29 protein-coding genes are annotated in these 26,706 nt (G+C 64.1%); 14 read left to right on the top strand and 15 right to left on the bottom strand.

Features of this window, described 5'->3' with window-relative positions:
- Nucleotides 1-303 precede the first annotated feature (303 nt).
- From G8O24_RS01775 to G8O24_RS01765, 3 genes are all read left to right on the top strand, one after another.
- Nucleotides 304-474 (top strand): Flp family type IVb pilin, encoded by a 171-nt coding sequence (locus tag G8O24_RS01775; RefSeq protein ID WP_188096170.1) that lies wholly within the window; start codon nt 304-306, stop codon nt 472-474.
- Nucleotides 475-673: 199 nt separating this feature from the next.
- Complete coding sequence (locus G8O24_RS01770) at nt 674-928, top strand: hypothetical protein (protein WP_188095901.1); 255 nt, start codon at nt 674-676, stop codon at nt 926-928.
- 50 nt (nt 929-978) lie between these two features.
- Complete coding sequence (locus G8O24_RS01765; RefSeq protein WP_188096183.1) at nt 979-1,371, top strand: hypothetical protein; 393 nt, start codon at nt 979-981, stop codon at nt 1,369-1,371.
- 27 nt (nt 1,372-1,398) lie between these two features.
- Here the strand turns inward: G8O24_RS01765 and G8O24_RS01760 are convergent, their stop codons facing one another.
- Together G8O24_RS01760 and G8O24_RS01755 are read right to left on the bottom strand one after the other, a co-directional pair.
- A complete protein-coding gene (locus G8O24_RS01760; protein ID WP_188095899.1) occupies nt 1,399-1,749 on the bottom strand; it encodes a zinc ribbon domain-containing protein YjdM in 351 nt (116 codons plus the stop codon).
- A gap of 45 nt (nt 1,750-1,794) precedes the next feature.
- Entirely contained in the window at nt 1,795-1,968 is a 174-nt protein-coding gene (locus G8O24_RS01755) for a hypothetical protein (protein ID WP_188095898.1), read from the bottom strand.
- Between the two features lie 136 nt (nt 1,969-2,104).
- On the opposite strand from G8O24_RS01755, the gene G8O24_RS01750 reads away from it, so the two are divergent.
- Nucleotides 2,105-2,464, top strand: a complete 360-nt coding sequence (locus G8O24_RS01750; protein WP_188095896.1) for a c-type cytochrome — start codon at nt 2,105-2,107, stop codon at nt 2,462-2,464.
- Nucleotides 2,465-2,477: 13 nt separating this feature from the next.
- Here G8O24_RS01750 and G8O24_RS01745 read toward each other — a convergent pair whose 3' ends face one another.
- Nucleotides 2,478-3,317 (bottom strand): PhzF family phenazine biosynthesis protein, encoded by an 840-nt coding sequence (locus tag G8O24_RS01745; protein ID WP_188095894.1) that lies wholly within the window; start codon nt 3,315-3,317, stop codon nt 2,478-2,480.
- Nucleotides 3,318-3,452: 135 nt separating this feature from the next.
- Between G8O24_RS01745 and G8O24_RS01740 the strand changes: the two genes are divergently transcribed.
- From G8O24_RS01740 to G8O24_RS01725, 4 genes are all read left to right on the top strand, one after another.
- Complete coding sequence (locus G8O24_RS01740; protein WP_188095892.1) at nt 3,453-4,259, top strand: FkbM family methyltransferase; 807 nt, start codon at nt 3,453-3,455, stop codon at nt 4,257-4,259.
- Between the two features lie 113 nt (nt 4,260-4,372).
- Nucleotides 4,373-4,654: a hypothetical protein gene (locus G8O24_RS01735; RefSeq protein WP_188095890.1), complete on the top strand. Its 282-nt coding sequence runs from the start codon at nt 4,373-4,375 to the stop codon at nt 4,652-4,654.
- A 289-nt stretch (nt 4,655-4,943) separates the two neighbouring features.
- Nucleotides 4,944-5,963, top strand: a complete 1,020-nt coding sequence (locus tag G8O24_RS01730; protein ID WP_188095888.1) for an acyl-CoA desaturase — start codon at nt 4,944-4,946, stop codon at nt 5,961-5,963.
- A 146-nt stretch (nt 5,964-6,109) separates the two neighbouring features.
- Nucleotides 6,110-6,670 (top strand): type 1 glutamine amidotransferase domain-containing protein, encoded by a 561-nt coding sequence (locus G8O24_RS01725; protein ID WP_188095886.1) that lies wholly within the window; start codon nt 6,110-6,112, stop codon nt 6,668-6,670.
- Nucleotides 6,671-6,697: 27 nt separating this feature from the next.
- Here the strand turns inward: G8O24_RS01725 and G8O24_RS01720 are convergent, their stop codons facing one another.
- The 3 genes from G8O24_RS01720 to G8O24_RS01710 all read right to left on the bottom strand — a co-directional run bounded on the left by G8O24_RS01720 (nt 6,698) and on the right by G8O24_RS01710 (nt 7,857).
- A complete protein-coding gene (locus G8O24_RS01720) occupies nt 6,698-6,913 on the bottom strand; it encodes a hypothetical protein (protein WP_188095884.1) in 216 nt (71 codons plus the stop codon).
- Nucleotides 6,914-7,039: 126 nt separating this feature from the next.
- The gene (locus tag G8O24_RS01715; protein ID WP_188095882.1) at nt 7,040-7,252 is read right to left on the bottom strand and encodes a hypothetical protein; all 213 of its coding nucleotides are present in this window, start codon (nt 7,250-7,252) and stop codon (nt 7,040-7,042) included.
- A gap of 89 nt (nt 7,253-7,341) precedes the next feature.
- Entirely contained in the window at nt 7,342-7,857 is a 516-nt protein-coding gene (locus G8O24_RS01710) for a ParB N-terminal domain-containing protein (RefSeq protein WP_188095881.1), read from the bottom strand.
- 227 nt (nt 7,858-8,084) lie between these two features.
- On the opposite strand from G8O24_RS01710, the gene G8O24_RS01705 reads away from it, so the two are divergent.
- Complete coding sequence (locus G8O24_RS01705) at nt 8,085-8,537, top strand: pyridoxamine 5'-phosphate oxidase family protein (protein WP_188095879.1); 453 nt, start codon at nt 8,085-8,087, stop codon at nt 8,535-8,537.
- Nucleotides 8,538-8,902: 365 nt separating this feature from the next.
- Here the strand turns inward: G8O24_RS01705 and G8O24_RS01700 are convergent, their stop codons facing one another.
- Both G8O24_RS01700 and G8O24_RS01695 read right to left on the bottom strand, forming a co-directional pair.
- Nucleotides 8,903-9,685 carry an ImmA/IrrE family metallo-endopeptidase gene (locus G8O24_RS01700; protein WP_188095877.1) on the bottom strand — a complete coding sequence of 261 codons (783 nt, stop codon included), beginning with the start codon at nt 9,683-9,685 and terminating at the stop codon, nt 8,903-8,905.
- A gap of 235 nt (nt 9,686-9,920) precedes the next feature.
- Complete coding sequence (locus tag G8O24_RS01695; protein WP_188095875.1) at nt 9,921-13,688, bottom strand: vitamin B12-dependent ribonucleotide reductase; 3,768 nt, start codon at nt 13,686-13,688, stop codon at nt 9,921-9,923.
- 767 nt (nt 13,689-14,455) lie between these two features.
- On the opposite strand from G8O24_RS01695, the gene G8O24_RS01690 reads away from it, so the two are divergent.
- Nucleotides 14,456-15,352: a DMT family transporter gene (locus G8O24_RS01690; RefSeq protein ID WP_188095873.1), complete on the top strand. Its 897-nt coding sequence runs from the start codon at nt 14,456-14,458 to the stop codon at nt 15,350-15,352.
- Nucleotides 15,353-15,378: 26 nt separating this feature from the next.
- Here G8O24_RS01690 and G8O24_RS01685 read toward each other — a convergent pair whose 3' ends face one another.
- Nucleotides 15,379-16,518: a helix-turn-helix transcriptional regulator gene (locus tag G8O24_RS01685; RefSeq protein WP_311972271.1), complete on the bottom strand. Its 1,140-nt coding sequence runs from the start codon at nt 16,516-16,518 to the stop codon at nt 15,379-15,381.
- A 448-nt stretch (nt 16,519-16,966) separates the two neighbouring features.
- Here G8O24_RS01685 and G8O24_RS01680 point away from each other — a divergent pair, with 448 nt between their 5' ends.
- Nucleotides 16,967-17,917 carry a helix-turn-helix transcriptional regulator gene (locus tag G8O24_RS01680; RefSeq protein ID WP_188095871.1) on the top strand — a complete coding sequence of 317 codons (951 nt, stop codon included), beginning with the start codon at nt 16,967-16,969 and terminating at the stop codon, nt 17,915-17,917.
- 19 nt (nt 17,918-17,936) lie between these two features.
- Here the strand turns inward: G8O24_RS01680 and G8O24_RS01675 are convergent, their stop codons facing one another.
- The 4 genes from G8O24_RS01675 to G8O24_RS01665 form a co-directional block, all read right to left on the bottom strand.
- The gene (locus G8O24_RS01675; RefSeq protein WP_188095869.1) at nt 17,937-20,189 is read right to left on the bottom strand and encodes a CHASE3 domain-containing protein; all 2,253 of its coding nucleotides are present in this window, start codon (nt 20,187-20,189) and stop codon (nt 17,937-17,939) included.
- Nucleotides 20,186-20,605 carry a response regulator gene (locus tag G8O24_RS01670; RefSeq protein ID WP_188095867.1) on the bottom strand — a complete coding sequence of 140 codons (420 nt, stop codon included), beginning with the start codon at nt 20,603-20,605 and terminating at the stop codon, nt 20,186-20,188. Before G8O24_RS01670 ends, G8O24_RS01675 begins: the two co-directional genes overlap by 4 nt.
- Nucleotides 20,606-20,798: 193 nt before the next feature.
- Nucleotides 20,799-20,921 carry a hypothetical protein gene (locus G8O24_RS45090; RefSeq protein ID WP_283815480.1) on the bottom strand — a complete coding sequence of 41 codons (123 nt, stop codon included), beginning with the start codon at nt 20,919-20,921 and terminating at the stop codon, nt 20,799-20,801.
- A gap of 60 nt (nt 20,922-20,981) precedes the next feature.
- On the bottom strand, nt 20,982-21,617 hold the full coding sequence (locus tag G8O24_RS01665) for a BA14K family protein (protein WP_188095865.1): 636 nt from the start codon (nt 21,615-21,617) through the stop codon (nt 20,982-20,984).
- A 247-nt stretch (nt 21,618-21,864) separates the two neighbouring features.
- Between G8O24_RS01665 and G8O24_RS01660 the strand changes: the two genes are divergently transcribed.
- Nucleotides 21,865-22,272 carry an NADH:ubiquinone oxidoreductase subunit NDUFA12 gene (locus G8O24_RS01660; protein ID WP_188095863.1) on the top strand — a complete coding sequence of 136 codons (408 nt, stop codon included), beginning with the start codon at nt 21,865-21,867 and terminating at the stop codon, nt 22,270-22,272.
- A gap of 412 nt (nt 22,273-22,684) precedes the next feature.
- On the opposite strand, the gene G8O24_RS01655 is transcribed toward G8O24_RS01660, so the two are convergent.
- Nucleotides 22,685-23,371 carry a DJ-1/PfpI family protein gene (locus tag G8O24_RS01655; RefSeq protein WP_188095862.1) on the bottom strand — a complete coding sequence of 229 codons (687 nt, stop codon included), beginning with the start codon at nt 23,369-23,371 and terminating at the stop codon, nt 22,685-22,687.
- Nucleotides 23,372-23,462: 91 nt separating this feature from the next.
- On the opposite strand from G8O24_RS01655, the gene G8O24_RS01650 reads away from it, so the two are divergent.
- A complete protein-coding gene (locus tag G8O24_RS01650) occupies nt 23,463-24,401 on the top strand; it encodes a GlxA family transcriptional regulator (protein ID WP_188095860.1) in 939 nt (312 codons plus the stop codon).
- Nucleotides 24,402-24,429: 28 nt separating this feature from the next.
- Here the strand turns inward: G8O24_RS01650 and G8O24_RS01645 are convergent, their stop codons facing one another.
- Nucleotides 24,430-25,443, bottom strand: a complete 1,014-nt coding sequence (locus G8O24_RS01645) for a Na+-dependent transporter (protein ID WP_188095858.1) — start codon at nt 25,441-25,443, stop codon at nt 24,430-24,432.
- Between the two features lie 209 nt (nt 25,444-25,652).
- Between G8O24_RS01645 and G8O24_RS01640 the strand changes: the two genes are divergently transcribed.
- Nucleotides 25,653-26,702, top strand: a complete 1,050-nt coding sequence (locus G8O24_RS01640) for a DUF2155 domain-containing protein (protein ID WP_188095856.1) — start codon at nt 25,653-25,655, stop codon at nt 26,700-26,702.
- Nucleotides 26,703-26,706: the final 4 nt, after the last annotated feature.

The raw sequence follows: 26,706 nt of genomic DNA, 5'->3' as shown, positions 1-26,706 counted from the left end.
ATCCCTGCCTCCGAGGTTCGCGAACGAACCAGATTGCACAGCCAAGCACGCGGCGCGTCAATTGTTCGGGGGACGATGTGGCGACGCAATGGCGCATATCCCCCAAAATGGGCTTTTCAAGCCAGTGTTGCCTCCATGCAACGCCGGTTCCGATGCGGTTCCGGAAGATGGGGCAGGAAAAAACGGCATGATCGGCCCCGGATGCGTGTCAAATTGAATGACCTGCATTTACTCAATCTTGGATTGTGACGGTGCATTGCTCGCGTGCCGGCAACGTCCGGTAGATCTGGGAAGGACATGCTTGTGAAGTTGAAATGCCTGTTGATCGCATTTGCGGCCGATGAATCCGGTGCCACGGCCATCGAATACGGTCTGATCGCAGCGGGTATCGCGCTCGCGATCATTGAAGTGATTTATGCGCTCGGAACCAATCTCGTTGCGAAGCTGCAAGCGCTGGCGACGGCGCTCAAATAGGGGCGTTGCAACCTCACCGTCCCGAATGCAACGGCGTGCTTCCGCAAATGTCGGTAACGGGAGAGGGGATTCGCCCAAGGCCTTGGGCGCATTAAACATATCTCCATGCACCGGGCGCGATGTTGCGTTGCGGTATAGCATGTCGCAATGCAGCAAATCAGGCTTACATTGGCTCCGACCTTCTCTTTGGAGCATCACCATGAACAAGAAGACTTTGTCGCTCGCAGCCGTTGTCCTGGCTCTCGCGGGCTCGACGGCCACCTTCGCCGCCGAGCTGCCGACCTATGAAGCCAACTGCATTCCGGCCTCGCCCGTCCAGGTTCGCGTGCTTGGCGCAGCGCATGTCGAGCAGCAGGTGACAGCGCCCGCCACCAGCGTGACGGCGCTCCAGGCCAGCGTGCTGACGCCGCGCAAGCTGAAGACCGCGACCGTGACCACGGGCTCCGCCCGCTAAGCTGCGATCGCGCCGAGCCGAGGGCTCGGTGCAGGGGCATCCACGACATCATGGCCGGGCTTGTCCCGGCCATTTTTTTTCGCGCGATCGATCTCTGTCGCGTGCGTCCCATCTCATGTCGCGCGTTGATGCGCGGGCTGAGAATCCTTCGGCAGAAAAAGTCTCGTCACGCGCGACTTTGTGTACCGCGGTTCAAAACGACTGTGATCTTCTTAACAGTTGTTTTGCCGATGAACGTGCTTGATGCGGGCGTCGCATATTGGCGGCCAAGAATCATTTTCATAATGGAGATCGTCGTGCCCGTTGCGCAGAAAGCCGTTGTCGCCGCCTCCTCGCCGCGTGAATTCATCATGCGGCATCTTGCATTGTTCGCCGCCGCCGTGCTGTTCGTGTTCGTGCTGAGCCTGACCTACGGGCTCGATCTCAGCCCCGGCTTCTTCTGAGCGTTTCGCCCGCATCCACCCGGCGCCTCACGCCTTCTTCACAAACTCCGACTTCAGGTTCATGGCGCCGATGCCGTCGATCTTGCAGGCGATGTTGTGGCCGTCGGTTGCCTCCTGCAGGCGGATGTTGCGGACCTTGGTGCCGCCCTTGACGACGGAAGAGGAGCCCTTGACCTTGAGGTCCTTCATCACGATGACGCTGTCGCCGTCGGCGAGCACATTGCCGTGGGCATCGCGCACGCCGGCCTCCTGCGGCGCCGGGGCGGCGGCATCGCCCGCTGCGCTCCATTCATGGGCGCATTCCGGGCAGACCCAGAGGTCGCGATCCTGATAGGCGTGCTCCGATTGGCAGTTCGGGCATTTGGTGGCGTCGGTCATGATGGGTCTCGATCTCGGAGCAAAGCAGAAGACAGTGGCGGGGCGTCAGTGAAACAACGCGGCGAAGATGACGTAGAACCAGCCTAGGATCCCATGGATGATCGCCCACAGGATCGAGTGGTTGTTGGCGTAGGAGATCGCGATGGCGAGCGCCGAGCCGAAGCTGACACCGTATTTGGCGCCCTCGACGCGGACGCTGTAATAGCGATTGTCGTTCATGGTGATCATTCCCTGAAAGATTGCGCTGCATCTCTTCCTACGCGCACTGCGCCGGCCACTTGACGCAGATCAATCGGCCGGCGCGCGCGCGGCCTTACGCTTACCAAGTCACCGAAGCGAAGGCGAGGTCGGAGCGATGTCGCGTAGCGTTCGAATTTACGTCGGCCTTGCCGTCCTGATCGCGCTGTCGGTGTTGTTTCTCTTCAGCGTCGTCCACACCGCCGCCGGCGCATCCAGGCCATCGCAGCGCAAGCTCTCGGAAGGACATCGCCTCGCGCAGGCCTGGTGTCAACCCTGCCACGCCATCGATCCGCACATGGCCGGAGTCTTCGACCTGGCGCCGAGCTTCCAGGCCGTTGCCGACCGCAACGGTACCACCGCGCTCTCGCTCAAAGTGTTCTGGCGGACCAGCCACCAGGACATGCCGAACCTCGTGATCACGCCCGATCAGGCCGATGCGCTGTCGGACTACATCCTGAGCCTGCGCCGCAATTGACGCGGCATCTGCGTCAGCCCTCCATGAAGCGGGCCGTGCCCGAGACCCGGATCGAGCTGCCTTTGCTCTCGCCGATCTCCGCGCGGATCAGCGACCGTGCGCCCATGTCCTCGCCCTGGACGATGTCGATGGCGCCGCCATGCGGCCAGCCGATGTCGCGCAGATAACCGGCCAACGCGGCGGCGGCCGCGCCCGTCGCGGGATCCTCGAGCACGCCGCCGGCGGCAAAGGCATTGCGCACGTGAAACAGCTGCGGCGTCTCCACCGTCACCAGCGCAATGGTGACGAGACCGGCCTGCTGCATCAGGGCGCGGCCACGCTCGAAATCATAGGCCATGCGCGCCAGCGCCTGGCGCGATGTCAGCGCGAGCAGGGCATGATCGGCCCCGCCATGAATTCGCGCCGGCGGCAGCTTTGGATCGAGATCGGAGACGGCATAGCCGAACAGGTCCAGCAGCGCATCCCGCAAGGCTTCATCGAGCGGGGCGCTGCGGGTCGGCGGCGACAGCAGCGCGGCTGCGATGGTGCTGCCGTCGCGCTGGCCCGACACCGAAATGTCCGAGGCGTTCAGATGCAGCGCGAAGCTGCGATCGCCGTAGCGATGCGCGAGCGCCGCGCCAAGCGCGATGGTGGCGTGGCCGCAGAACGGCACCTCCATCGACGGCGCAAAATAGCGGACGCGCCAGGCTTCGCCCTCCGGCGCGGCAAAGGCGGTTTCGGAGAAGCCGACCTCGGCCGCGATCGCCTGCATCGTGGCGGCATCGGGCAGGGCCTCGCCGATCCAGACCCCGGCGGGATTGCCGCCGGCATTGCCGTCCGAGAAGGCCGCGATACGGAGGACTGTCGTCGTCATGAGGTGATCCTGTTGCGGAATGACGGGTTTCACAAGGGGTCTCCCTATCCTGCTTAGCTGGCCCCACGGCATCAGATAAGCCCCGCATAAGCTGGCCTTGGGATAGAGACATCTACTCTGAGGGGAGATTCTGCAATGCCGATCGCGGGGCAAAAGCTGGCCTTTGTCATGGCCTCGACCAGCCACGGGACGATGATCGTCAATCGTTTCGATTATCGCATGGTCGCCCCTGATCGCGGCTATGGCGTGGGCTATCAGCTCCTCGAAGCCGCCGCCTTCGACCCCGGCGAGGTCAAGATCGCGCTCGAACTTCTGGCCTTGCGGCGCAAGTATCATGGCGACGGCGTCATCGCCATCGATTGCGGCGCCAATATCGGCGTTCACACCATCGAATGGGCGTCCGCCATGACGGGCTGGGGCTCGGTGATCGCGGTCGAGGCGCAGGAGCGGATCTACTATGCGCTGGCCGGCAACATCGCCATCAACAATTGCTTCAATGCACTTGCCGTGCATGCGGCGGTGTCGTCCGAGACAGGCACGCTGCAGGTGCCGAACCCGGACTATTTCACGCCGTCCAGCTTCGGCAGCCTGGAATTGCAGCAGCGCCCGACCAACGAATTCATCGGCCAGCAGATCGACTACACCAACAACACCGTCCTGGTGCGCAAGATGACGCTGGACGAGCTCAATCTGCCGCGGGTCGATTTCATCAAGATCGACATCGAGGGCATGGAGATGGAGGCGCTCAGCGGCGCCCGTCAGACCATCGACAGATATCGCCCGGTGCTGCTGATCGAAAAGATCAAGACGGATGTCCCGCAGCTGGAGCGATGGCTCGCCGACAATGGCTACAAGCCGTTCGCGCTCGGCATCAACATCCTCGCCGTCCACCAGAGCGACCCGGGCCTGCAGGAGATCGGCGCGCCGCAGCGGGTGGGATAGGCGGGCTGAAGGCGGATGCTTGCGGCGCGCGGGGCCGCAACCAAGTCGTGATCGAAATGGGCTTGCCTTGCCTTGCATCCTTGAGCACTCTTGCCGGCCAAGGAGACCCACACATGCAGATCAAGATTCTCGCCTGCGCGCTCGGAACCGCGCTGGCGCTGTGCAGCCTGGGAGCGCCGGGCGCGGAAGCCCGGACACGCAAGGCCGTCGTCGTTCGCGCACCCCAGGAGAGGCTGATCGTCACGGCACCCGTGCTGCGGCCGACGCCGTGGGACTACAACGTCGTTCCCCGCTACCGCTATCGCCCCGAGGATGACCGCGTCGACCCCTATGGCCCGCCGCTGGTGCCGTCATACGTTCGTTATGAGGGATGGCGCTGGCCGTATTGGTGGTAGTGGCGAAGAATTCGCCGCAAGCTCCCGCGAAGGTGCGGCAAGTCTCAGTGCCGTAGGGTGGGCAAAGCGTAGCGTGCCCACCATTTTCCCTGATTGCAAGAGATCGTGGGCACGTCGCGTAGCGCCTTTGCCCACCCTACCGGATTCCGCTCAAACCGAGGCCACATCGCATTAACCCCGGCGATAGCCTGCGGCGCGGCGATGGCCGCACCGCGCTTCCACGGGTTGCCCGGATTTGCCTGCAACTGTACGGTGCGCCGCAGGAAGACCAATTTCTGGGAATGCTGACATGGCCGTCGTCGAGGGCGTGATTGCGGGAGAGGGGGCCGACCGGACGCTGCCGCCGAAAATGCCGCCGGGCGTGCTGCTCGAAGGCGAGGTGGTCGACGCCAAATTCCGCGATTCCTACATCTCGTTCACTCTCATGATCGGCGGCACGATCGGCGCGCTGATCTGGGCTTTCACCTATGGCATCGGCCGGGTCGAGACCGCGGTGTTCGCCGGCATGTTCATGCTGACGACGCTGGGCATCGGCTTCATGCATCGCTACTTCGTCCACCGCAGCTATCGCTGCGGCCCGGTGATGCGGACGATTCTGGCTGCGATCGCCACCATGGCGGTGCAGGGCTCGATCCTGAAATGGGTGAGCAACCATCGCCGGCACCATCTGCATTCCGACCGGCCCGGCGACGTCCACAGCCCCTACTATGACGGCGGCGGCAACCCCATCGCGAGCTTCGCCAAGGGCATGGGCCACGCGCAGGGCGGCTGGGTGTGGGACCGCGAGACCACCGATGCCGACTACTACGCCAGGGATATTCTGGCCGATCCGATCGCGATGTTCTTCACGCGGACGCGCTGGTACTGGTACGCGCTGTCGGCGCTGATCATTCCTGCCGCGATCGGCTACGTCTTCGGCGGCGTGAAGACGATGATCGGCTGCGTGCTGTTTTCCGGCCTGTTCCGCAGTTACCTCATGACCATGGCGACCTCGCTGGTCAATTCGGTCTGCCACAGCGACGGCCGCTGGGGCTATCGCCGCTTCGAGACCAATGACGGCACCACCAACGAGCTCGTGACCACGTTCCTCACCTTCGGCGAAGGGCTGCACAACAACCACCACCGCTTCCCGCGCGACGCCTATCTGTCGCACGCCTGGTACGAGCTCGACATCAACGGGCTGATCATTCTGGGGCTGGGGAAGCTCGGGCTGGTGACCGACATCTTCATGGCGGGAAGCAAGGCGGCTGGCTTGCGGGATGCGGACGGCGGCAAGGCTTCGACTTCCGACAAGGAAGCCGCAGCCTGAACGGCGTAGGCGCAGCGATGGGGTGATGATTGAACCGCTCGTCCCGAGTTCGGGCCGATCAACTTTAGAAGCTAACCGCTGCGGCTGAGGAACGAAACCCGAAAGCATTCCATTGATGGGCATCACCCCACACAATGGAGAAACGGATGGAACTGTCCGGCAAGAAAATCGCCATTCTGGCGACCAACGGCTTCGAGCAGTCGGAACTCGAACAGCCACGTGATGCACTCAAAGCCGCCGGCGCGACCGTCGAGATCGTCTCGCTGCAGCCTGGCGAGATCAAGGGCTGGGACAAGAAGGACTGGGGCCGCGCCGTCAAGGTCGACAAGACCCTCGATCAGGCCGCTCCCGACGACTATGACGCGCTCGTGCTGCCCGGTGGCCAGATCAATCCTGATCTCCTGCGTGTCGAACCGAAGGCGCTCAGCTTCATCAAGAGCATCTTCGACGCCAAGAAGGTCGTTGCCGCGGTCTGCCATGCGCCTTGGCTGCTGGTCGAGACCGGCATCGCGAAGGGCCGACGGATGACGTCGTACAAATCGATCAAGACCGACGTCGCCAATGCCGGGGCGAAGTGGGAGGATTCCGAGGTCGTCGTCGACCAGGGCATCATCACCTCGCGCAATCCCGGTGACCTCAAGGCCTTCAGCGCCAAGATCATCGAAGAGGTCAAGGAAGGACGCCACACCAAGCGTAGCGCAGCCTGATTGCGGCGATGTGAAATCGGCGCCCGCTCACCGTTTGGTGGGCGGGCGCATCCGGCTCGCTGATTTGGGAGCCACCAGCCGCAGCGCGATGCCGTGCTGCCAGGCGCGAGCCCTGACCGCCTTCTCGCTTCGCTTCAGGGTTCTGGCGATTTCGTCGGGGCGCAGCCCGGCCTCCGCCATCGACTTCAGCCGTTCGTGATCCTCAGCCGTCCAAAGTCTGACCAACGGCCAGGTCGATTGCATCAGTCCGTCTCTCCCGCATGCGCCAAATCGCTGTGCTCAAGGGGATAGCGACCGGCGGCCGGAGCGTATGTGCACTTGTGAACAGGATCGATCAGCGCCCCGATCCTCAGCGTCCAGCGGCGCAATTTACTTCTGCACCATGGCCTGCATGCCTGAGGCTGAGGCGGGCTCCCAGGGCGCCGGAAGGATGACGCGGACCGGACGGGCCTCGCCGGCACGGTCGGTCGTGCCTGCGGCCATCTTCGCAGGCTGATCCGGAGCGCCCTCGGCCGCAGCCACCGCGATGGATGCCAGAACGAGGCTCGCTGCAATCACCACAGCCCGCAAATCAAAGGTCATTTTCGCCGTCCTCCATTGGCACAGAGAACGAACGAGCATCAAAAAAGTTCAGGGCATAGGGGCGGTGGCCGAAGTTCTGGAGCCCACACTCAATAGCGGCCGCCGCTGCCCTTTTGCTGGTTGATCCAGGCCGACAATGATTTCGGTGCCGGTTTCGCGGTCCGGCTAGGAGATGCCTTCGGATTGTCGCGGCCACCTTTCGCCGGGCGGGTGCGCGACGCGTCCGCTGCATCGACGCGCTTCACGGCCCCCATCGCGGCCTCCGCGGCTTCCTTCTCCAGGCGCAACTGCTTCAATCGCGCCATCTTGAGGCGCTCCGCCTCGACCTCGGGTCGTTCGGCGAGAAGCGGCTTGTGTTGAGCCAGCTCGGCCGCAACGAGGACGCCGAGGATGGTCGTCTCGCCGAGCGCCTTGCAGGCCTCCAGCCGATGCAGCCCCTCGACCAGAACGAGGCGGTCGCCGTCTTGCCTGATGGAAATGGGCTCCTGTTGTCCGATCTCCATAATACTTTCCGCGACCTCCGCAACGGTCTCGGGCTTGAGGGCCTTCTTCTGCTTGGTGGGAACGAAGATTGTCTCGATCGGGAAGCTTTCCGGTTTGGGCATAACTCGACTCCGCTTCTACCGGGCCTGTCGGAACCGATGCTGGTGGGGACGGGCAGTTTAGGAGGGAAGCGCTCGATCGCAAAGGCAATTCGGGGCCAGGGTCGTGATGAACATCGAAGCCGGAACGTCTTCGCTTCACGCTGAAGCCTCGAGACTTGAGGCGCATCAACGTCATCGTGGGCGCGACCGGATATCCTTCAGCAAAAGCCGACATGTGGAGGCGTGCGATGGACAGTGCGATCAGACAAAAGATCCAGACTTTGCTGGACCAGCACCGCACCATGCGGATTGCGACCTTGCGGGCGGACGGCTGGCCGCAGGTGACCACCGTCGGCTACGCGAACGACGGTTTCACGATTTATTTCCTGTGCGGCATCGACAGCCAGAAGGCGCAGAACCTGTCCCGGGACGATCGGGTCTCGCTCGCGATCGATGACGACCCGGCGCAGGTGATGGAGATCACCGGCCTCTCCATGGCAGCGCGAGCGCGAACGCTGACCGATCCGGCCGAAATCGACAAGGCGATCGGTCTGTTGATGTCGAGATATCCGGAGCAGAAGGCCGCCGGCCTGCCGATGCCGAAGCCGTCCGAGGTCCGCCTGATCGGCCTGACGCCGACAGTGATCTCGCTGCTCGACTATTCCAAGGGATTTGGACACACCGACCTTGTGGTGTGTTGAGGCGGTTGGTTCACGGGCGCCGGGTGAGGAGGGTGTCAGCGGTTGCTTCGGCCGAGTCACGATCGCGAATGACGGCGACAGTGCATTCAAATCGACCATTAGGAGCATGGTCACCTTGATGCCACAGGATTGAGTCGCCTCATTCTATCCGCCACGGATTGCGACGAGGCGAGTTAAGTGCACTGTCACCGTAATTTAGCGCGAGTCACGATCGCGAATGACGGCGCAGTGCATTCAAATCGACCATTAGGAGCATGGTCACCTTGATGCCAGAGGATTGAGTCGCCTCATTCTATCCGCCACGGATTGCGACGAGGCGAGTTAAGTGCACTGTCACCGTAATTGGGGGTGCAGGCGGCGCTCCGCTATTGGACCTCGTCGCCGTCCTGGAAGCGGTCGTAGACCGTGTCGCAGGCTTGGCACATGAACTTGTGGCCGACGGGGAAGAGCTTCTGCTGGCCGCAGCAGGAGCAGATCTCGTTCAAGTACGAAGTCTGTGGGGAGACGGAATTTGACGACAAAATCTCCCGAACTTCGTCGGCGATCTTTTGGACCCGAGCCGCAACCGCCGGTCTCGCCAGCTCCTCCTGCACCTGCTCGAAGTAGATTCGCGCGGCAATCAAGCTCACGCCGGCCTGTACGGATACCTCGTCGGCGGAGGAGAGCACGCGCGCGGTGGCGTCGTTGATAAGGAACGCCCCGCCGAAGACCATGGCCTGGTGCTCGGCAGACTTGAACTTTGGGATCCAGGCCGGGGTCACGTTCCCCACGCGACGCCGTGGAAGTGACGCTCCCTTCAACAGCTGATCGATATGAAGAACGGCGTGGCCGAGCTCATGGGCAATGGTGTATCTCGCATAGCCGTCACCCATGAAGGCCTTGTGGCGGATCCGCCGTGGAATCTTCACGACGATGCATGTGCCGTCGTAAGTGGTCAGTCCGGAATCGTCCGGCAGTTCGGCATCGGACACGACTTCGAACCTGAACGGCTTTTTCCCGCGAACAGTCCAGATCTCGTTGACCGATTCGAGGTCGAGAGGATCGACCCGCTCGGAGTTCTCCCACCCCAGAAAGCTGCGCAGGGTCTTCGCATGCCCGTGGACTTCGAGGTCCCGCAGCGGATCGACTATGAAATCGTCACTCGACATCGAATTGGCCTCGCCGAAACGAACAATTCATCAATCAGTGGTGCCTCGGGGCACCTGGCCATTGGGCCGGTTGAGATGTCGCCGGCGAGAGGCCAATCGGGCCGCCCGCCGGCTGGAAACCCCGCGATTTGCGGGGAATCCGTGGATTTTCAGGCCCCGCGATCGCGGGCGTTAGAGTGGCAATCGCGGGCTTTCTTTGATGAAAACGACAGATCCTGGTGACGAACCTACCCCCTCACGAACACCCCGTCGTGCTTCCGCACGTATCGCACTTCATACAGGTCCCATTCCGCACCAGCGTGAAGTTGCCGCACTCGCTACACATCTCGCCCTCGTAGCCCTTGGCCTTGGCTTCCGCGCGGCGCTCGGCCTTGCTGGGAGCTGCAACCGCGGCGCTGCCGGCCTTGCTCCATTGCAGGGCTTCGAGCTTCTCCGTGGGCGAGAGGTCGTGGGCGACTTCCTGCTTCAGGGCGACGGCGCCTTCGATGGCATCGCCGACGCGGCTAGATGCGCCGTGGGCGAGGGCGGTGATCTTGCTGCCGCCTGAGGGCGCGCTGTCGTTGCCTTGGGCGACTGCGGCGCTGCCGCCGCGCATCACGACGAGGTTGTCGGTCCGCGAGCGGGTGAGGCCGCGCGAGACCAGCTTGGTGGCGTGGTGGGCGCCGTCATCGTCAGGCTCCTTGCCTTCCTCGATGCCCTTGCCGAGCGCATCAAAACCCGTCTCGTTGGGATCGACATGGGCGAGATCGAAGCGCGACATGTAGCTGACCGCGAGCTCGCGGAAGACGTAGTCGAGGATCGAGGTCGCGTATTTGATGCTGTCGTTGCCCTGCACGGGGCCCGCCGGCTCGAAGCGGGTGAAGGTGAAGGCGTCGACATATTCGTCGAGCGGCACGCCGTATTGCAGGCCGAGCGACACGGCGATGGCGAAGTTGTTGATGAAGGAGCGGAGCGCGGCGCCTTCCTTGTGCATGTCGATGAAGATCTCGCCGAGACGGCCGTCATCGTATTCGCCGGTGCGCAAGTACACCTTGTGGCCGCCGACAACAGCCTTCTGGGTGTAGCCCTTGCGCCGGTCAGGCATCTTCTCGCGCTCGCGCATCACGATGATGCGCTCGACCAGCTTCTCGACGATCTTCTCCGAGACCTGGGCGGCACGCGCCGCCATCGGCTTCTCGTAGAGCGTCTCGACCGCATCGTCCTCGTCCTCATCATCGCTGATGAGCTGCGAGTTGAGCGGCTGAGAGAGCTTGGAGCCATCGCGATAGAGCGCGTTGGCCTTCAGCGCCAGCTTCCATGACAGCATGTAGGCGGACTTGCAGTCCTCCACCGTGGCGTCGTTCGGCATGTTGATGGTCTTGGAGATCGCACCCGAGATGAAGGGCTGGGCCGCCGCCATCATGCGGATGTGGCTCTCGACCGACAGGTAGCGCTTGCCGATCTTGCCGCAGGGATTGGCGCAGTCGAACACCGGATAGTGCTCGGCCTTCAAATGCGGGGCACCTTCCACCGTCATCGCGCCGCAGATGTGGACGTTGGCGGCCTCGATCTCGCGCTTGGTGAAGCCGACGGCCTGGAGCAGGTCGAAGCCGGGGGCTGCAATGGCTTCGGCACCGATGCCGAGCTGCTCGCGGATGAAATCCTCACCAAAGGTCCACTTGTTGAAGGCGAACTTGATGTCGAAGGCGGTCGGCAGCGCCTTCTCGACCTTGGCGATGGCTTCATCGGTGAAGCCCTTGGCCTTCAGGGTCGAGGCGTTGATGCCGGGCGCGTTGGAGAGCGAGCCATGGCCGACGGCGTAGGCCTCGATCTCCGCGATCTCGCTCTCGCGATAGCCGAGCGCGCGGAGCGCTGCGGGCACCGCACGGTTGATGATCTTGAAGTAGCCGCCACCGGCGAGCTTCTTGAACTTCACCAGCGCGAAATCTGGCTCGATGCCGGTGGTGTCGCAATCCATGACGAGGCCGATCGTGCCTGTCGGCGCGATGACGGTGGTCTGGGCGTTGCGATAACCGTGCTTCTCGCCGAGCTCCAGCGCGGCATCCCAGGCCGCCTTGGCATGGGCGACGATGTCTTGTTGCGGGCACGAGGCGTGGTCGAGCGGCACCGGGTTGACGCTGAGCGCCTCGTAGCCGCCAGGCTCACCGTGGGCGGCGCGGCGGTGGTTGCGGATGACACGCAGCATATGCGCGGCGTTCTTCTTGTAGCCGGGGAATGTGCCGAGCTCGGCCGCCATTTCCGCGGAGGTCTTGTAGGTGATACCGGTCATGACAGCGGTCAGCGCGCCGCAGAGCGCGCGGCCTTCCTTGCTGTCATAGGACAGGCCCATGGTCATCAACAGGCCGCCGATATTGGCGTAGCCGAGGCCGAGCGTGCGGAACTCGTAGGAGAGCTCGGCGATCGCGCGCGAGGGGAACTGCGCCATCATGACCGAGATTTCCAGCACGATGGTCCAGAGCTGGCAGAGATGCTCGTAACCCCTGACGTCGAACTGCTTGGTCTCGGTGTTGTAGAAGGTCAGCAGATTGGCGGAGGCGAGGTTGCACGCCGTGTCGTCCAGGAACATGTATTCCGAGCACGGATTGGACGCGCGGATATCGCCTGATGCCTTGCAGGTGTGCCAGTCGTTCATGGTGGTGTTGAAGTGCAGGCCCGGATCGGCCGACGCCCAGGCGGCGTAGCCGATTTTCTCCCAGAGGTCGCGCGCCTTCAGCGTCTTCGTCACCTTCTTGGAGGTGCGGGCGTTCAGGTTCCAGTCGCCGTCGGTCTCGACCGCGCGCAGGAAGTCGTCCTTCAGCGAGACCGAGTTGTTGGAGTTCTGGCCCGAGACCGTGAGATAGGCTTCGCTATCCCAGTCGGTGTCATAGGTCTCGAACTGGATGTCCTTGTAGCCCTGTTTTGCAAATTGGATGACCCGCTTGATGTAGTTATCTGGCACCAGCGAGCGGCGAGCCAATTTGATCTCGCGGCGCAGCGCCGGGTTCTTCTCCGGGTCGAAGCAATCGTCGCCCGAGCCTTCGCAGTTGACGCAGGCCTTCAGCACCGCCTTGAGGTGCTTCTGGTTGATCTTGGAGCCGGTGACGAGAGCTGCGACCTTCTGCTCCTCCTTCACCTTCCAGTCGATATAGGTCTCGATATCGGGATGATCGACGTCGACGACGACCATCTTGGCGGCGCGGCGCGTGGTGCCGCCGCTCTTGATGGCGCCGGCGGCGCGGTCGCCGATCTTGAGGAAGCTCATCAGGCCGCTCGAGCGGCCGCCACCCGACAGCTTCTCGCCTTCGCCGCGCAGCCGCGAGAAGTTGGAGCCGGTGCCGGAGCCGTATTTGAACAGGCGGGCTTCGCGGACCCAGAGGTCCATGATGCCGCCTTCGTTGACGAGGTCGTCGCCGACGCCCTGGATGAAGCAGGCGTGCGGCTGCGGATGCTCATAGGCCGACTTGGACTTGGTCAGCTTGCCGGTGAAGGGGTCGACGTAATAATGGCCCTGGCCGGGGCCGTCGATGCCATAGGCCCAATGCAGACCGGTGTTGAACCATTGCGGCGAGTTCGGCGCGACCATCTGCTTGGCGAGCATGTAGCGGAGCTCGTCATAGAAGGCCTGGGCGTCTTCGTCGGACGAGAAGTACTTGCCCTTCCAGCCCCAATAGGTCCAGCAGCCGGCGAGGCGGTCGAACACCTGCTTTGAGGAGAGCTCGCTGACATAACGCTCCTTTTCGGGCAGAGCGGCGAGGGCCTCGGTGTCGGGCACGGAGCGCCACAGGAAGGAGGGGACGGATTCCTCTTCGACTTTCTTCAGGCGCGCGGCAACGCCGGCCTTGCGGAAGTATTTCTGGGCGAGCACGTCGGAGGCGACCTGCGACCATTCGGCCGGGACCTCGACGCCGTCCATTTTGAACACGACCGAGCCGTCGGGATTCCTGATCTCCGACGTGGTCAGGCGGAATTCGATTCCCGCATAAGGTGACTGTCCCTGGGTGGTGTGGCGCCGCTCAATCCGCATCGTCTTGCCCCGTCCTTATTTTGACCGGTCCTGCTCCTCGTTGAGAGCGTGCCGGGTCGATATTTCGCTTCGCGTTTCCTCTCGGCCCTTAGGCCTCAAAGCACCGCAGTTCAGACCGGTGGAATCCGGCCCTGTTTCTCCCGGGGATGTCGGGTGCTCGCACCTCTCATCCGCCGGCATGTCCGGATCCATCCGCCCCCAAGGGGATGAGCCCGACATGCGTTCAAACGCCCCACAACTGTCACAACGTCTATCGATGCCATCCGAGCCTGTTGCCGGCCCGTTCTGGCGCCCGAAAAATCCGCGTTCACAGGGCAGACAAGCCCTCATCCCGCTGCCTTCGTCTGGCTTGGCGGAGTGCAGTTTTGCGGACCCTTTGGGGGAGTGCCGGCGGGACGCAAACTCACTCGCGCCGAACGGTCCGAAAGCTAGGACTCTCCAAAGCGCCCGTCAAGAACTAGTGCGAGTTCCTGAATCAAATACTAAATATGGTGGATTGCGGGGGATAACAGGGGGAAAGCCCGCGCCTGTTGTGGATCCAAGTATCAGTGAGTCCTCAGGGAATCCCAACTGAAAAAATTTGTGTCCCGTGACGATACGGATGCTTCATCCCGCTGTTCACAGGGCAGGTATATTTTTAGGCAATGGGATTGCGTCAGCAAGACTCACGTAGGGGTACGGAAGCTGGGGGCAGGCATGCCCGCCGCGGTGGTGGTCCGGCACGCGAATCCGCGCCAAGCTGAGGCTCGATTTGCCGGACTGCCCTCATGCTTGATTCGACTCGCCGGGATACGCGACCGCGTATCGCCCCGGCCGGCCTGATGTTCCTCGCGATCACCTCGATCGGCTGGGGCTTCAATTGGCCGGTGACGAAATTCCTCATCGGCGAGCTGCCACCGCTGACCTTGCGCGGGGTCACCGGCGTGCTCGGCGCCGTGCTGCTGGCCGCGCTGGCGCTGGTGCGCGGCGACAGCCTGAAGGTTGCGAGCAAGGTCTGGCCGCGGCTGGCGACGGCCGCGCTGCTCAACGTCACCGGCTGGATGGTGCTGATGGGGCTGGCGCTGCTCTGGTTGCCGGCGAGCGAGGCGGCGCTGATCGCCTACACCATGCCGGTCTGGGCCTCGCTGATCGCCTGGCCCGTCCTGGGGGAGCGGCCGACGGTGTTGCGCACGCTGGGGCTGGTGATGGCCTTCGCCGGGCTCGCCTCGATCATGGGCGGCAACGGCATTGCCGCCAGTGCGGAGAAGGCGCCCGGGATCATCATGGCGCTCTGTGGCGCGTTCGGCTTTGCCGTCGGCACCGTGTTCTCCAAGAAGTACCCGATCCATTTGCCGCCGATCACGGCCGCTGCCTGGCAGATCGGGATCGGCTGCCTGCCGATCTCGATCATTGGCCTGCTGGTCGAGACCTCGCATCTGGACAGAGTGACGCCGGTGGGCTGGTGGCTGCTGGTCTATTCGACCGTGGTGCAGTTCTGCATCGCCTATGTCAGTTGGTTCGCGGCGCTGGCGCGCCTGCCGGCTTCGGTCGCCGCGATCGGCACCATGGCGGTGCCGGTCATCGGCGTCGTCGCATCCGCGATCGCGCTGCATGAGCCGCTTGGGGCAGGGCAGATCGCCGGGCTGATCTTCACGCTTGCGGCGGTGCTGCTGGCGACGCGGTAGCTAAGTGGGATGGCGTTGTCGGGCGATCAGCGGAGTACCAGCTTCGCCAACAAGGTGGCCAATTCGCTTTGGCGGGACACACCTACCTTCAAGAACACGCGCTTGAGTACGGTACGAGCCGTTTCCTCAGTGATGCCAAGCCGGTCAGCGGCTTCTTTGGGCGGAAGACCCGATCCGACCATGGCTGCGATCCGTGCTTCCCCCAGCGTCAGCCCAAGCACGTCGCGGACGACGGCTGGATCGGCGGGCTCATCGCGTTTTTGTTCGATCGCAAGGACGATTGCGCGCGTATGGGTGAGAAACTGTTCGGCCAGGCTGGTCCGTAGCGCGACCGGCAGCAGATAAACGACCAACCTGCGTTCGGCCCCGCTGGAGTGAACGAAGATTGGCTTCGGGTCGTCGAGCAGCTCGCGCGGCTCGCGGCGGAGCGTGCGAGCGATGGCCTCATCGATCGTCTCGCGAGTGTCGCCGGTGCCGATGCGCAATCGTTCGTGAACCAGCCGCAATTGATCTCCCGCCAATCGCTCTCCGGCCGGATTGGAGAAGACGACTCGGCCGAGTGAATCCAGGCCAAAGACGCCAATCCCGACGCGGGCCAGCGCCTCACCAAGCCCAATCTTGGCAAGCTCGGCATCCAGCAATCGGATCGACAGGCGCAGCGACCTCTCGATGTGCCGGCCTATTCTGCCGAGCGTTTCGAGTTCGTCGTCCGAATAGTCGTATTGATCGGCATGGCGTTGCATGCTGAGGATCACGCCGACATGCGGGTCGGGCGATACGGCAACGCAGCCAAATGGCCCAAGGCCGTGCCGCGCCCTGAACTGTGCGAAGAAAGGGTCGCCCGCGATCTCTTCCTTCGACACGAGATGCCGGGTCGTAAAAGGCTCCCCATTGAAAAAGTAACCGCGCTCAGTGGCCCGGAGCGCCGCGAGGTCGCGGCGCGTCCAACCGCCTTCTTCGTAGTCCCGTTGCGCTTCGACCAGCCTCTCGGACACCAGGGTGCCGAAGGAGCCGTCATCCCGGCGCCAAAGCAGCAGGGCACCGGCATCCTCAAAGCAATCCGCAATCGCACCCAGCGCGCGCGGCCACTGCGACGGATCCGGCGCCGCCTCGTAAATGGCTTCGATCGCCGCGAGCAGCCGACCTTCCGGCGGAGCAATGTTCACGAGACTCGACCCCCAATAGCATTCTTTGCCAGGGGCAGATTTAAGTCCGGAGCCAATTCCACTTCCTTGAATAGGGCTCCTGTCTCCTCGAATTGCATAAATCTTACGCAGATCGACAAAGCCTCTCCGGCCACCATCGTCACCCCAGACAGGTTGTTCACACCAGCATACCACAAATGGGGGATGCCTGGACTCGGCGGATTCCTAAAATCAGCGGCTTGGCTTGGGAATGAAGACTAGGTTTCGCGGCAATTGAATGGTGCATCAAACGGTCGAGTTGCCTGCGGTTTCGCGGATCTATGCCGAATTGGGGGAAGCGGCTGTCGACCCCGGTCGGTGGAGAGGTTTGCTCGAGGAGATGAGTCGCGCCGTCGGCGCTGAGGGGGCCAGCCTCAGGCAAGCAGGAGTTCGAACTTCGGACGTTCCCTACACGGCCTCGATGGAGGATTTGACCAAGGTCTATTTCCAGCAGGGTTGGCACCTGCGCGACATACGCGTCCCTCGCGTTCAAAGTCTGTTGACCGCTTCGCGTCCCATTGCTCCCGCCTTCTGTGACTCGGACATGTTCAGTTACGAGGAAATGCAGCAGCTGTTCCGCAAGGATGCATATTTCAACGACTTTCTTCGGCTGGGAAAGTTGAAATGGGGAGGTTGGATTCGATTCCCAGTCATGGGCCAGCCCTGGCTGGTTGCTTTTCAACGAACGGCCGCCCAGGGGCCATTCGAACGGGACGACATGCTTCGACTGGCGCCACTTGCACAAGCTTTGACTGAAGTTGCCGATCTGTCGGCTGCCGTAGGACGATCTGTGCTGACTGGCGTGCTCGACGGCCTCCTTCTGGTCCAATTGCCTGCGCTGGCGCTCGATCGAAACGGACTCGTCCTGGGAGTCAACGCGGGCGCCGATGCTGTTTTCGACTCCGACCTGCGGGTGCATAACTCCCGCCTGGTCGTTCGAGACGGAAAAGCGCGCCAAGCGCTCGAGCGCATCACGTCCGACGCCGCAAACGAGGGCGATCTTCTTCACCACATGACAGGACGCTCAGGGCGTGTGATCGTTGCCAGGCGTGAGACCAAGAAACCGGTGTTGTTGAAGGTGTTGCCGGTCCATAGAGCGGCAAGCACTCCTTTTCTCGGAGCGAAGTTCATCCTCACGCTGACAGACTTGGAAGGGGCGCAACGGACGCCTCTGGATGTCATTTCGGAAGCGTTCTCACTGACTCCCGCGGAAGCAAAGGTGGGCGTGATGGTTGCGACCGGCGCATCTCCCGACGAAATTGCCCGCGAACTCCAAGTCTCGCGAGAAACCGTGCGAAACCAGATCAAAGCCATCTTCGCCAAGACAGGGACACATCGGCAGAGCGAGCTCGCAGCTTTGATATCCAGGGTTCAATTGTGATTGCTGCGCAGCGACCAATCTAGCTCGCCGCCGCGCCACCCAGCGCCTTCCGGATCATCTCGGCGAGCTGGTTGCGGCGGTAGGGCTTTGTCAGCAGCAGCACGCCGTCATCCAGCTTGCCGTGATGGACGATGGCATTGTCGGTGTATCCGGAGGTGTAGAGCACCTTCAGGCCCGGCCGGCGCTTGGCGATCTCATCGACGAGCTCGCGCCCGCTCATGCCGCCGGGGATGACGACGTCGGTGAAGAGCAGGTCGAAGGCCTGGCCGGCATCGATCAGCTGCAGCGCCGCCTTGCTGTCGGCGGCGGCGACGGTCTTGTAGCCGAGGCTCTGGAGCTGCGCGGTGACGAAGTTGCGCACCAGATTGTCGTCCTCGACGACAAAGATGGTCTCGGCGCCGCCTTCCACCTGCGGCGTGATCACGGCGGACGCTTCCGCCGTGCCCTGGCCCGGCGGCAGATAGAGCTTGATCGTGGTGCCGTGGCCTTCCTCGCTGTAGATCTTGATGTGGCCGCCGGACTGCTTGACGAAGCCGTAGACCATGGAGAGGCCGAGGCCCGAGCCTTTGCCGACTTCCTTGGTGGTGAAGAACGGCTCGAATGCCTTGTCCTGCACGCTCTGCACCATGCCGGTCCCGGTGTCGCTGACGGCGAGCATCACGTAAGGGCCGGGCCGCACGTCGACGTTGGCCTGCGCGTAGGTCTCGTCCAGCACGACCCGGTGGGTTTCGAGCAGCAGCTTGCCGCCGTTCGGCATGGCATCGCGCGCGTTGATCGCCATGTTGAGCACGGCATTGGCGAGGCGCGACGGATCGATATGCGCCGTCATCGGCCCCTGTTCCAGCACCGTCTCGATCTGGATCTGCTCGCCGAGGGTCGGCCGCAGCAGCTTGGCGAGGTCGACAATGGCCGCGTTGATCTCGACGTCGTGCGGCTGCAGCGGCTGTTTTCGCGCGAAAGCCAGCAGGTGCTGAATGAGTTCCGCGCAGCGCTCGGCGGCATCGTCGATCAGGCGCGCGGTGCGCTGCAGCTCGGGCTGCCCCTTCAGGCTCGCCACCAGCGTCTCGGTATTGCCCGATATCACGGTCAGCATGTTGTTGAAGTCGTGCGCGACGCCGCCGGTCAGCTTGCCGATCGCGTCCAGCTTCTGCGACTGCTGCAGCTGCCGCTCGGTTTCGCGCGAGGCGGTCGCGTCGTGATAGACCAGCACGGCGCCGGAGATGTTGCCTTGCCCGTCGCGCATCGGCCGGCCGCTGACCATCAGGTGGCGTATATTGTTGCCGCTGTGGGGGCGGACGATCATCTCCAGCTCTTCGAACTGGTCGCCGCGCAGCACCCGCACCGATGGCAGTTCGGCGGCCTTGAGCGGCGTGACACCGTCGCCGTGGAAGACGTCGGACAGCGCGCCCAGATTGCGCAGGTTCATGCCGGCGCGGTGCAACAGCATGCGTTCCGCGGCCGGATTGGACAGCAGCACGTTGCCTTCGCCGTCGATCACCAGCACCGCTTCCGCCATACTGCGAAAGGTGCTCTGGAGCACGTTGATCGACAGGCGCAGCTCGTCATGGGCAGCGACGAGGTGCTCGGTCCGTTCGGCAACGGCGGCCTCGAGGGCTTCCTTGGCGGCCTGGGTCTCATGCAGCGAGCTCGTGAGCGCGACCTGAGTGCGCTGGCTTTCGCGCATCAGCATTACGACGAGCAGCAGGATCACCAGGGCGCCGATCACGTCGATACCGAGCAGCACGATGCCGGTCCGGCGCGAGTCCGATGTCCGCGCATTCAGCAGCCTCTGCTCTTCGCCGGCCAGGCGATCCAGATTGACCATGACCGTGTCCATGAGGCCGCGGCCCTCGGCCTTGCCCTGGAGCGCGGTGATGCCGGCCGGGTCGTTGTCAGCGCGCAGCCGCATCGCCTCGGCTGCAATCTCGATCCGGCGCAGCGCCAGCGGTTCGGTGCCCTCCATGAGTGCGATCTGCTCGGGATTGTCGCGGACGGCCTTCCTGAGGTCGGCCAGCGCGGGCGCGAGCTCGCGGCGTGCCGCCTGGAACTCGTCGGTGAAGGCCGGGGTGCGATACAGTTCGAAGCCGCGAGCCGCGCTCTCGGCGCGACGCATCAAAACGCGCAGATCCGAGATCTTCTTCAGCACTTCGACCGTGTGATTGACCCAGGCCGTATCCGACCGCGACTTGACGTCAAGGCCGATCGAGGCGGCGGTGATGATCAAGAGGATTGCAAGTCCAGCACCGAGAATGACGCGCTGCGAGGGGATCAAGGGGCCTCTTTCTTGTCCTTCTCTGCGCTCTCGCCGGAACCAGCGAGGCATTCCCGGACGGTGGTCAGCAGCGTCTCGGGCGTGAACGGCTTGCGCAGGCAGCGCGTCGCACCGAGCTCCAGTGCCATGCGGAGAAAGTCTGGAGAGGGCGAGGCGGATGAGGCGAAGGCGTAACCCGACATCGCGATCAGGGGAACCGCGGGCGCGCGCTCGTGAAAGATGCGGATGGATTCAAAACCGCGCATATGCGGCATGAAGATATCAACCAGCATCACGTCAAACGTCTGCGCTTCCAGCGCAGCGAGCCCGGTTTCGCCGCCGTCGGTCAACGTGACGTCGAAGCCCTGACGCAGGAGAAGGACTTCGATGGTCGCGCCAACCATCGGATCGTCGTCTACCACGAGGATGCGCGGCATGACATTTCCCAGCAGATCGAAGTCCCCACAGTGTCTCGTGATATAGGCGAATCGTGCGCCGGGTCAATTTTGGATTGGGCCGGGAAAGATATGCACGGCGCAATGCATAGCGCCCCTGCGGGTTTCGAGCATCGATGGCGGCGGCGCGGCGTCTGCGATCGCGCATCTCGTCGAAACTCAATGACAGATTGAATTAAATCGCCGCGACCAACTGGGCGAAGAAGATGATCGTGTCGACGACCGGCGCGCCGTTCCTGCGCGGGCCGAGGTGGTCGTTCTGGCCGCCTTGTTCGAGGGTTCCTGATTTGACGACCACATCTTGAAACGCGAGGGCGGCGCCATCAGCGCCGCCCGTGAACGAGATGTTCAGGCCGTACTACGGGCAGGGATGGCGCAGGCCATCGTAGCCGAGATAGGTGCCGGAAGCCGGATCGTAGGACTGGTAGCGCTGGGCGCAATAGGCCGACGAATCGCCGCCACCGTCGGGCACTGCGGCGACGGACACGCCGTCGTCATAGTAGCTGTCGTCGTAGTAGGAATCGCCGTAATACGGGCCGCCGTAATAGGCGTAGGAGCCGAGGCCGCCGACCGCCGCACCAACCGCGAAGCCCGGCCAGAAGCCGCCGTGGTGGTGATGCCAGCCGCCATGCCAGTTACCGCCGCCGCCATGCCAGTTGCCGCCGCCGTTCCACTGGCCTCCGGCTGCCGCGAAGCTGCGGCTTCCGCCGTTGAAAGCGGCTCCGCCGCTCGGGCGCATCGCTGCGCCGGCCGCGAAATTGCCGCCCCCGATCCGGGCGCCGCCGCCAAAGCTGCCGCCGCCGAAGCGGGCTCCGCCGCCGCCAAAATGCGCTCCGCCACCGCCGAAGGGGGCACCGCCACCGCCGCCGAAATGACCGCCGCCACCGCCGCCACCGCCGCCGTGACCGCCATGGCCTTGGGCGAAGCTGGGCGTTGCCATCGGCAGAACAAGTGCCAGCGCTGCGGCTGCACTCAAAACTCTAAGACTGTTCATGTTCAAACTCCTTTTCCCGGAAGCAAATCCCTTGAAAGGGTTGCAGTTCCTGGGATCACGCCGGTTTGCGCATGGGGGCAGATTTCCACGTCGCCGCTGTACCCGCCATGAATGGATCACGTCCGATTTGCGGCCGCCTGAGCGGCCTGTCGTCATCGTGTTTAGGCTGGGCACGGTCGCGCCCGCCGAACTGGACATTTGGCCGTCCGGATGGCATCAGGACCCCACGAAGCAGGGCCCTTGCCGCATGAAACAATTCTTCCTGAAGCTCTTCACCTGGTGGAACGGCCAGACCTTTGGCACCCAACTCTGGACCTCCAGGTTCGGGGAGCTGGTCGGCCAGGACGAGCAGGGCAACCGCTACTACCGCACCGCCGGCGGCAAGATCGATCCCACGCTCGGCTTCGAACGCCGCTGGGTGATCTACAACGGCTATGCCGAAGCGAGCCGCATTCCGCCTGAATGGCACGGCTGGATCCACCACGTCGTCGACACCCCGCCGACCGAGCTCAACTACCAGCCGCGCGAATGGGAAAAGCCGCACCAGCCGAATCTCACCGGCACGGCGAAGGCCTATCGGCCCTCAGGCTCGACCCTGGCCAGCGGCAGGCGGCCCAAGGCGACCGGCGACTACCAGCCCTGGACCCCTGGCTAGAGCGACGGCTTCTCCGCCTCGCTGGAGTGGATGCACACGCATCCTGATGACTTCGCTGTGGACAACGGGATCAGCGGGGATGCCGGCGGCCGGGCCGTTGCACCTGATCGAGCGATGCGGCTCAATGAACCCATCTTACGGAGATGGGAGACCATCGCGTTCGGTTCGGGCAACAGTTCGCGACTGACCCGAGATGCAGCGGCCGCCGAGGAAGGACTCGATCGGGAGATAGGCCCCCGGTCCGGAAGCTCCGACATCGCCCGATGAGAATGTGCGCCGCCGTGAGACAGGAAGGGCCGCTCGGGAAACCGAGCGGCCTTTTTCTTTGGAGGAGCGGTGCGTGTCCCGGACAAGCTGCAACGCGTGAAGCGTTGCGGCGCGTCCGGGGCACAAGAGCGGTCTGATCCTCACACTACGTCATCCTTGCTGCCGCCCGCCTGGCGGCATCGAGGCGCCGCGCCTGGAATGGTGCGACACGCTCCTTCATCAGCGCGAGCACCTCGGCTGGCGCCGTATCCGGCGAGCCCGCATTGAAGGGCGGCGCGGGATTGTATTCGAGGCGGAGCTGAATGGCCTCCGCGGTGGTGCGGTCGACCAGCAGCGACACCAGCGTGAGGGCGAAATCGATTCCGGCGGTGACGCCGCCGCCGGTGATGCGGTCGCGGTCGATGCAGACGCGTGTCTTCGTGGGCGTCGCACCGAACAGTGCGAGCATCTCCATCGCGCTCCAATGGGTTGCGGCCTTGTAGCCCTTCAATAAGCCGGCCGCGCCCAGCACCAGCGATCCCGTGCAGACCGATGTGACGAATTTGGCTCTGGAAGCCTGCTTGCGGACGAAGTCTAGCGTTTCCTCGTCGTTGAGGAGCGCATCGGTGCCGAAGCCGCCGGGAATACAGATCACATCCAGTTGCGGACAGTCGGCGAACGTCACGGTCGGCGTCAGCATCAGCACGGAATCGCTCGGAACCGGATCCAGCGTCTTCCAGATCAGGTGCACGGTGGCGCCGGGGACGGATGAAAACACCTGCAAGGGACCAGTGAAGTCGAGCTGGGTGACGCGCGGAAACACCAGAAGTCCGATCTGGAGCGGTGCCGACATGAGAACCTCCGATGAAGAGCTTGACGGGCGCAGACTGGCATGATGCCATCCTGTCCAAAATGGCATATTTCCCTCGCTTTCGGACATGACCATGATCGGCATCCTGATCTTCCCGGATTTCCAATTGCTCGATGCGGCAGGTCCAATCTCGGTATTCGAGATTGCCGCGCGCGCCAGCGGCAAGCCGCTCGCGTTGCGGGTACTGGCACTGACCGCCGGCGCCGTGCGCTCGTCGTCCGGCGTCGAGATGATGGCGCGCGATTTCAAAGCGGCGAACGCGATCACGACGCTGGTCGTGGCGGGCGGTGCGGGCGTGGCAGCTTCGGCGCGTTGTCCTACGACGCTTGCCTTCGTGCAGCGGCTGGCCAGGCGCGGCGTGCGGATCGCCAGCGTCTGCTCGGGCGCCTATGTGCTCGCGGAGGCGGGCCTGCTCGACGGTCGTCGCGCCACCACGCATTGGGGCCGCACCCGCGAATTCGTCGCGCGCTATCCCAAGGTGAAGTTCGAGCCGGATCAGATCTTCACCCGTGACGGCAATGTGTGGACGTCGGCGGGCATCAGCGCCGGCATCGATCTCGCGCTCGCGATGGTGACCGAGGACCATGGCGAGGAGATCGCGCAAACGACGGCGCGGCAACTCGTGCTCTACCATCGCCGCAGCGGCGGCCAGTCGCAGTTCTCCTCGCTGCTGGAATTGAAGACGCCGAACGGCCGCTTCGGTGGGCTGCTGTCCTGGGCGCGCGAAAATCTCGACACGAGGTTGACGGTTGAAGACCTTGCCGACCGCGCCGGCATGAGCGCGCGGCATTTCGCCCGCGCCTTTGCCGCAGAGACCGGCACGACGCCGTCGAAAGCGATCGAGCGGCTGCGGATCGAGGTCGCCCGCGAGCGCGTGCAGTCCTCACGCGAGGCGATCGAGCGCGTCGCCGAGACCACAGGCTTCGGCGATCCCGAGCGCATGCGCCGCGCCTTCATCCGCGCGTTTGGTCAGCCACCGCAAGCGTTGCGCCGCGCGGCGCGCGCGGGGTAGGGGACGAAATCCGGCAGCGAACCGCTATCTACGGTTCCAGCTTTCCGCCCGCGGCCGCCGTGCTGGATCTATCCGCCCGCGCCGTCAGCCGCCTCGCGACCGGTGTCAGCATGTACGGCGACAGGTGGATCGGGAACTGCGTCATCGCGAAATAGAGCCAGGTCGTGGCCGGCAGCGCGCCTGATGTCGCGGCCAGCATCAGGCCGAGATTGCGCTGTGACACCATCAGCCCGAGCGCCAGCGCGCGCTCAGTGCCGATGCGGCGGAACAGCAGGGTCGTCACCGCGAGCAGCGAGAAATAGATCGCGAAGGACAGGGCTGCGAGGCCGACGGTGAAGAGCGGTCGCGCCACCAGATCGCTGACGACATCGCCCATGACCGCGGATGCGAAAATGAAGAGAATGATGATGTTGAAGCCGTCGATCGGCTGCTTGTGGCGCTGGATCGCGTCAGTTCCGAACAGCCAGCGCGTGGTCGTTGCGGCCAGCAGCGACGCTGCGAGGATGCCGAGCAGCTTTAGTCCGAGCGCAAGCGGCGAGATGCTCAGCATGCCGCCGAGAAACAGGCTCGCAAACAGCGATGCGGTGAAAGGCACGATCGCGGTTGCGGTCACCAGCGTGACCAGCACCAGCGTCGCATCGAGGCCCATCAGCGCGGCGAGTGCCGGTGAGGCCATCATCGGCGAGGCCATGCTTTGCAGCATCAGCGCCAGCGACAGGCCGGGCACGCGATCGGCGAGTCCGGTCGCATGCGCGATCAGCCCGACGATGACAGGCACGCCGATCGTGGTCCAGGCGGTGGCGGTCGCCACCAGCGCCGGCCGGCGCAGATGGCCTGATAGCGCCACGAGATCGACCCGCATGAAGGAGATACAGAGCAGAACCAGGATCGCCTCGGTGACGTAGGGACGCAGCAGCGTGCCGAGCGGCGGCACGGCGGCCGCGATGAAGACGATGGCGGCAACCGCACGCGTGCCGTGGCTGCCGAGCCAGGTCAGGCCGCGGAGGGGAAGGGCGAAGACGGTCTGGAGAAGGGACGGCATGCGGATGAGAGCGCTGTCAGCCCGGTGGCGATCGTTTGGGGCCGTGCTCGGGGACAAGGCCCGTCGGTCCCTGGGGAGGAGCGCTTGGACTATCCCATCCGGGACTGGTCTGGCCAGCCGGCGGTGGGGCAGGGCAGGAATGCCGCCCTTTCCCCGCCGTATTCGCCGTGTTAACCCGAGGGCCTGCGAGCGGCGGTATCCCCTGTAGAATGTCCAACAAGCCCGATTCGCTGTTGAAGCCGCGCGAGATGTTCAAAACCTTTACCCTGACAGGCCTTGCGGCACTGCTGGCCGCCACCGTGTTGACGGGGGCAACGCCGGCGCAGGCGCAGATCGGCACGATCTTCTCCGATCCGCCGCCGCTGCGGCCGCCGGGGACGATTCCGCGTGGCGGGCAGCCACAACCGATGCCGACCCCCGACGACGACGAAGAGGTCCCCGAGTTGCCGCCGCAGGGGCGTGTGCTGCCGTCGCGCCCGATGCCGCCACCGGGCCGGCAAGGTAACGTGATGCCCGGCCCGGTCGAGAGCCAGCCGTTGGCACCCCCGCCGGGCAGCACCGTCGCGCCGCCGAACCAGCCACCGGCTGTCGCAGTGGCGCCCCCAGGTGGACCTGCCCAGCCGGGAGCTACGCCGGGCCAGCGCCAGCCGCAGCAGAAGGGTGCCCCACAGCAGGGCGCCGTCCCCCAGGCTCCGGCGAGCCTGCAGCCGGGCGACGAGGTTGTGACCGAGCCGCCGGCCCAGAAGATCGTGAACAAGAAGGCGACCTTCTCGGGCCTCGACAAGATCACCGGGCGCATCATCAATTTCGACGAGGATATCGGCGAGACCGTGCAGTTCGGCGCACTGCGTGTGAAGACCGACGCCTGCTATACGCGGCCCGCCACGGAAGCCGCCAACACCGATGCCTTCGTCGAGGTCGACGAGATCACCTTGCAGGGCGAGGTGAAGCGGATCTTCTCCGGCTGGATGTATGCCGCAAGCCCCGGCCTGCACGGCGTCGAGCACCCGATCTACGACATCTGGCTCACCGACTGCAAAGAGCCGCAACAGACCATCGCGACCGCCGCACCGGATCCCGCGACCAAGCCCGCGCCGCCACCACCGCCGCCGGCGCAGAAGAAGGCGGCACCCAAGCAGGCCGTGCAGCAGCGCCCGCCGCAGCCTCTGCCGCCCCCACCGCAAGCGGCCCCGCCGCCACCTCCGCCGCCGGAGCAGCGGCCGGGCCTGTTCGGTATTCCCGGGTTTGGCAGCCGTTAAGCCC

This window comes from Bradyrhizobium campsiandrae (genome assembly GCF_014529705.1).
Lineage (GTDB): Bacteria > Pseudomonadota > Alphaproteobacteria > Rhizobiales > Xanthobacteraceae > Bradyrhizobium > Bradyrhizobium campsiandrae.
This window is presented reverse-complemented; position numbering and strand designations above follow the sequence as displayed.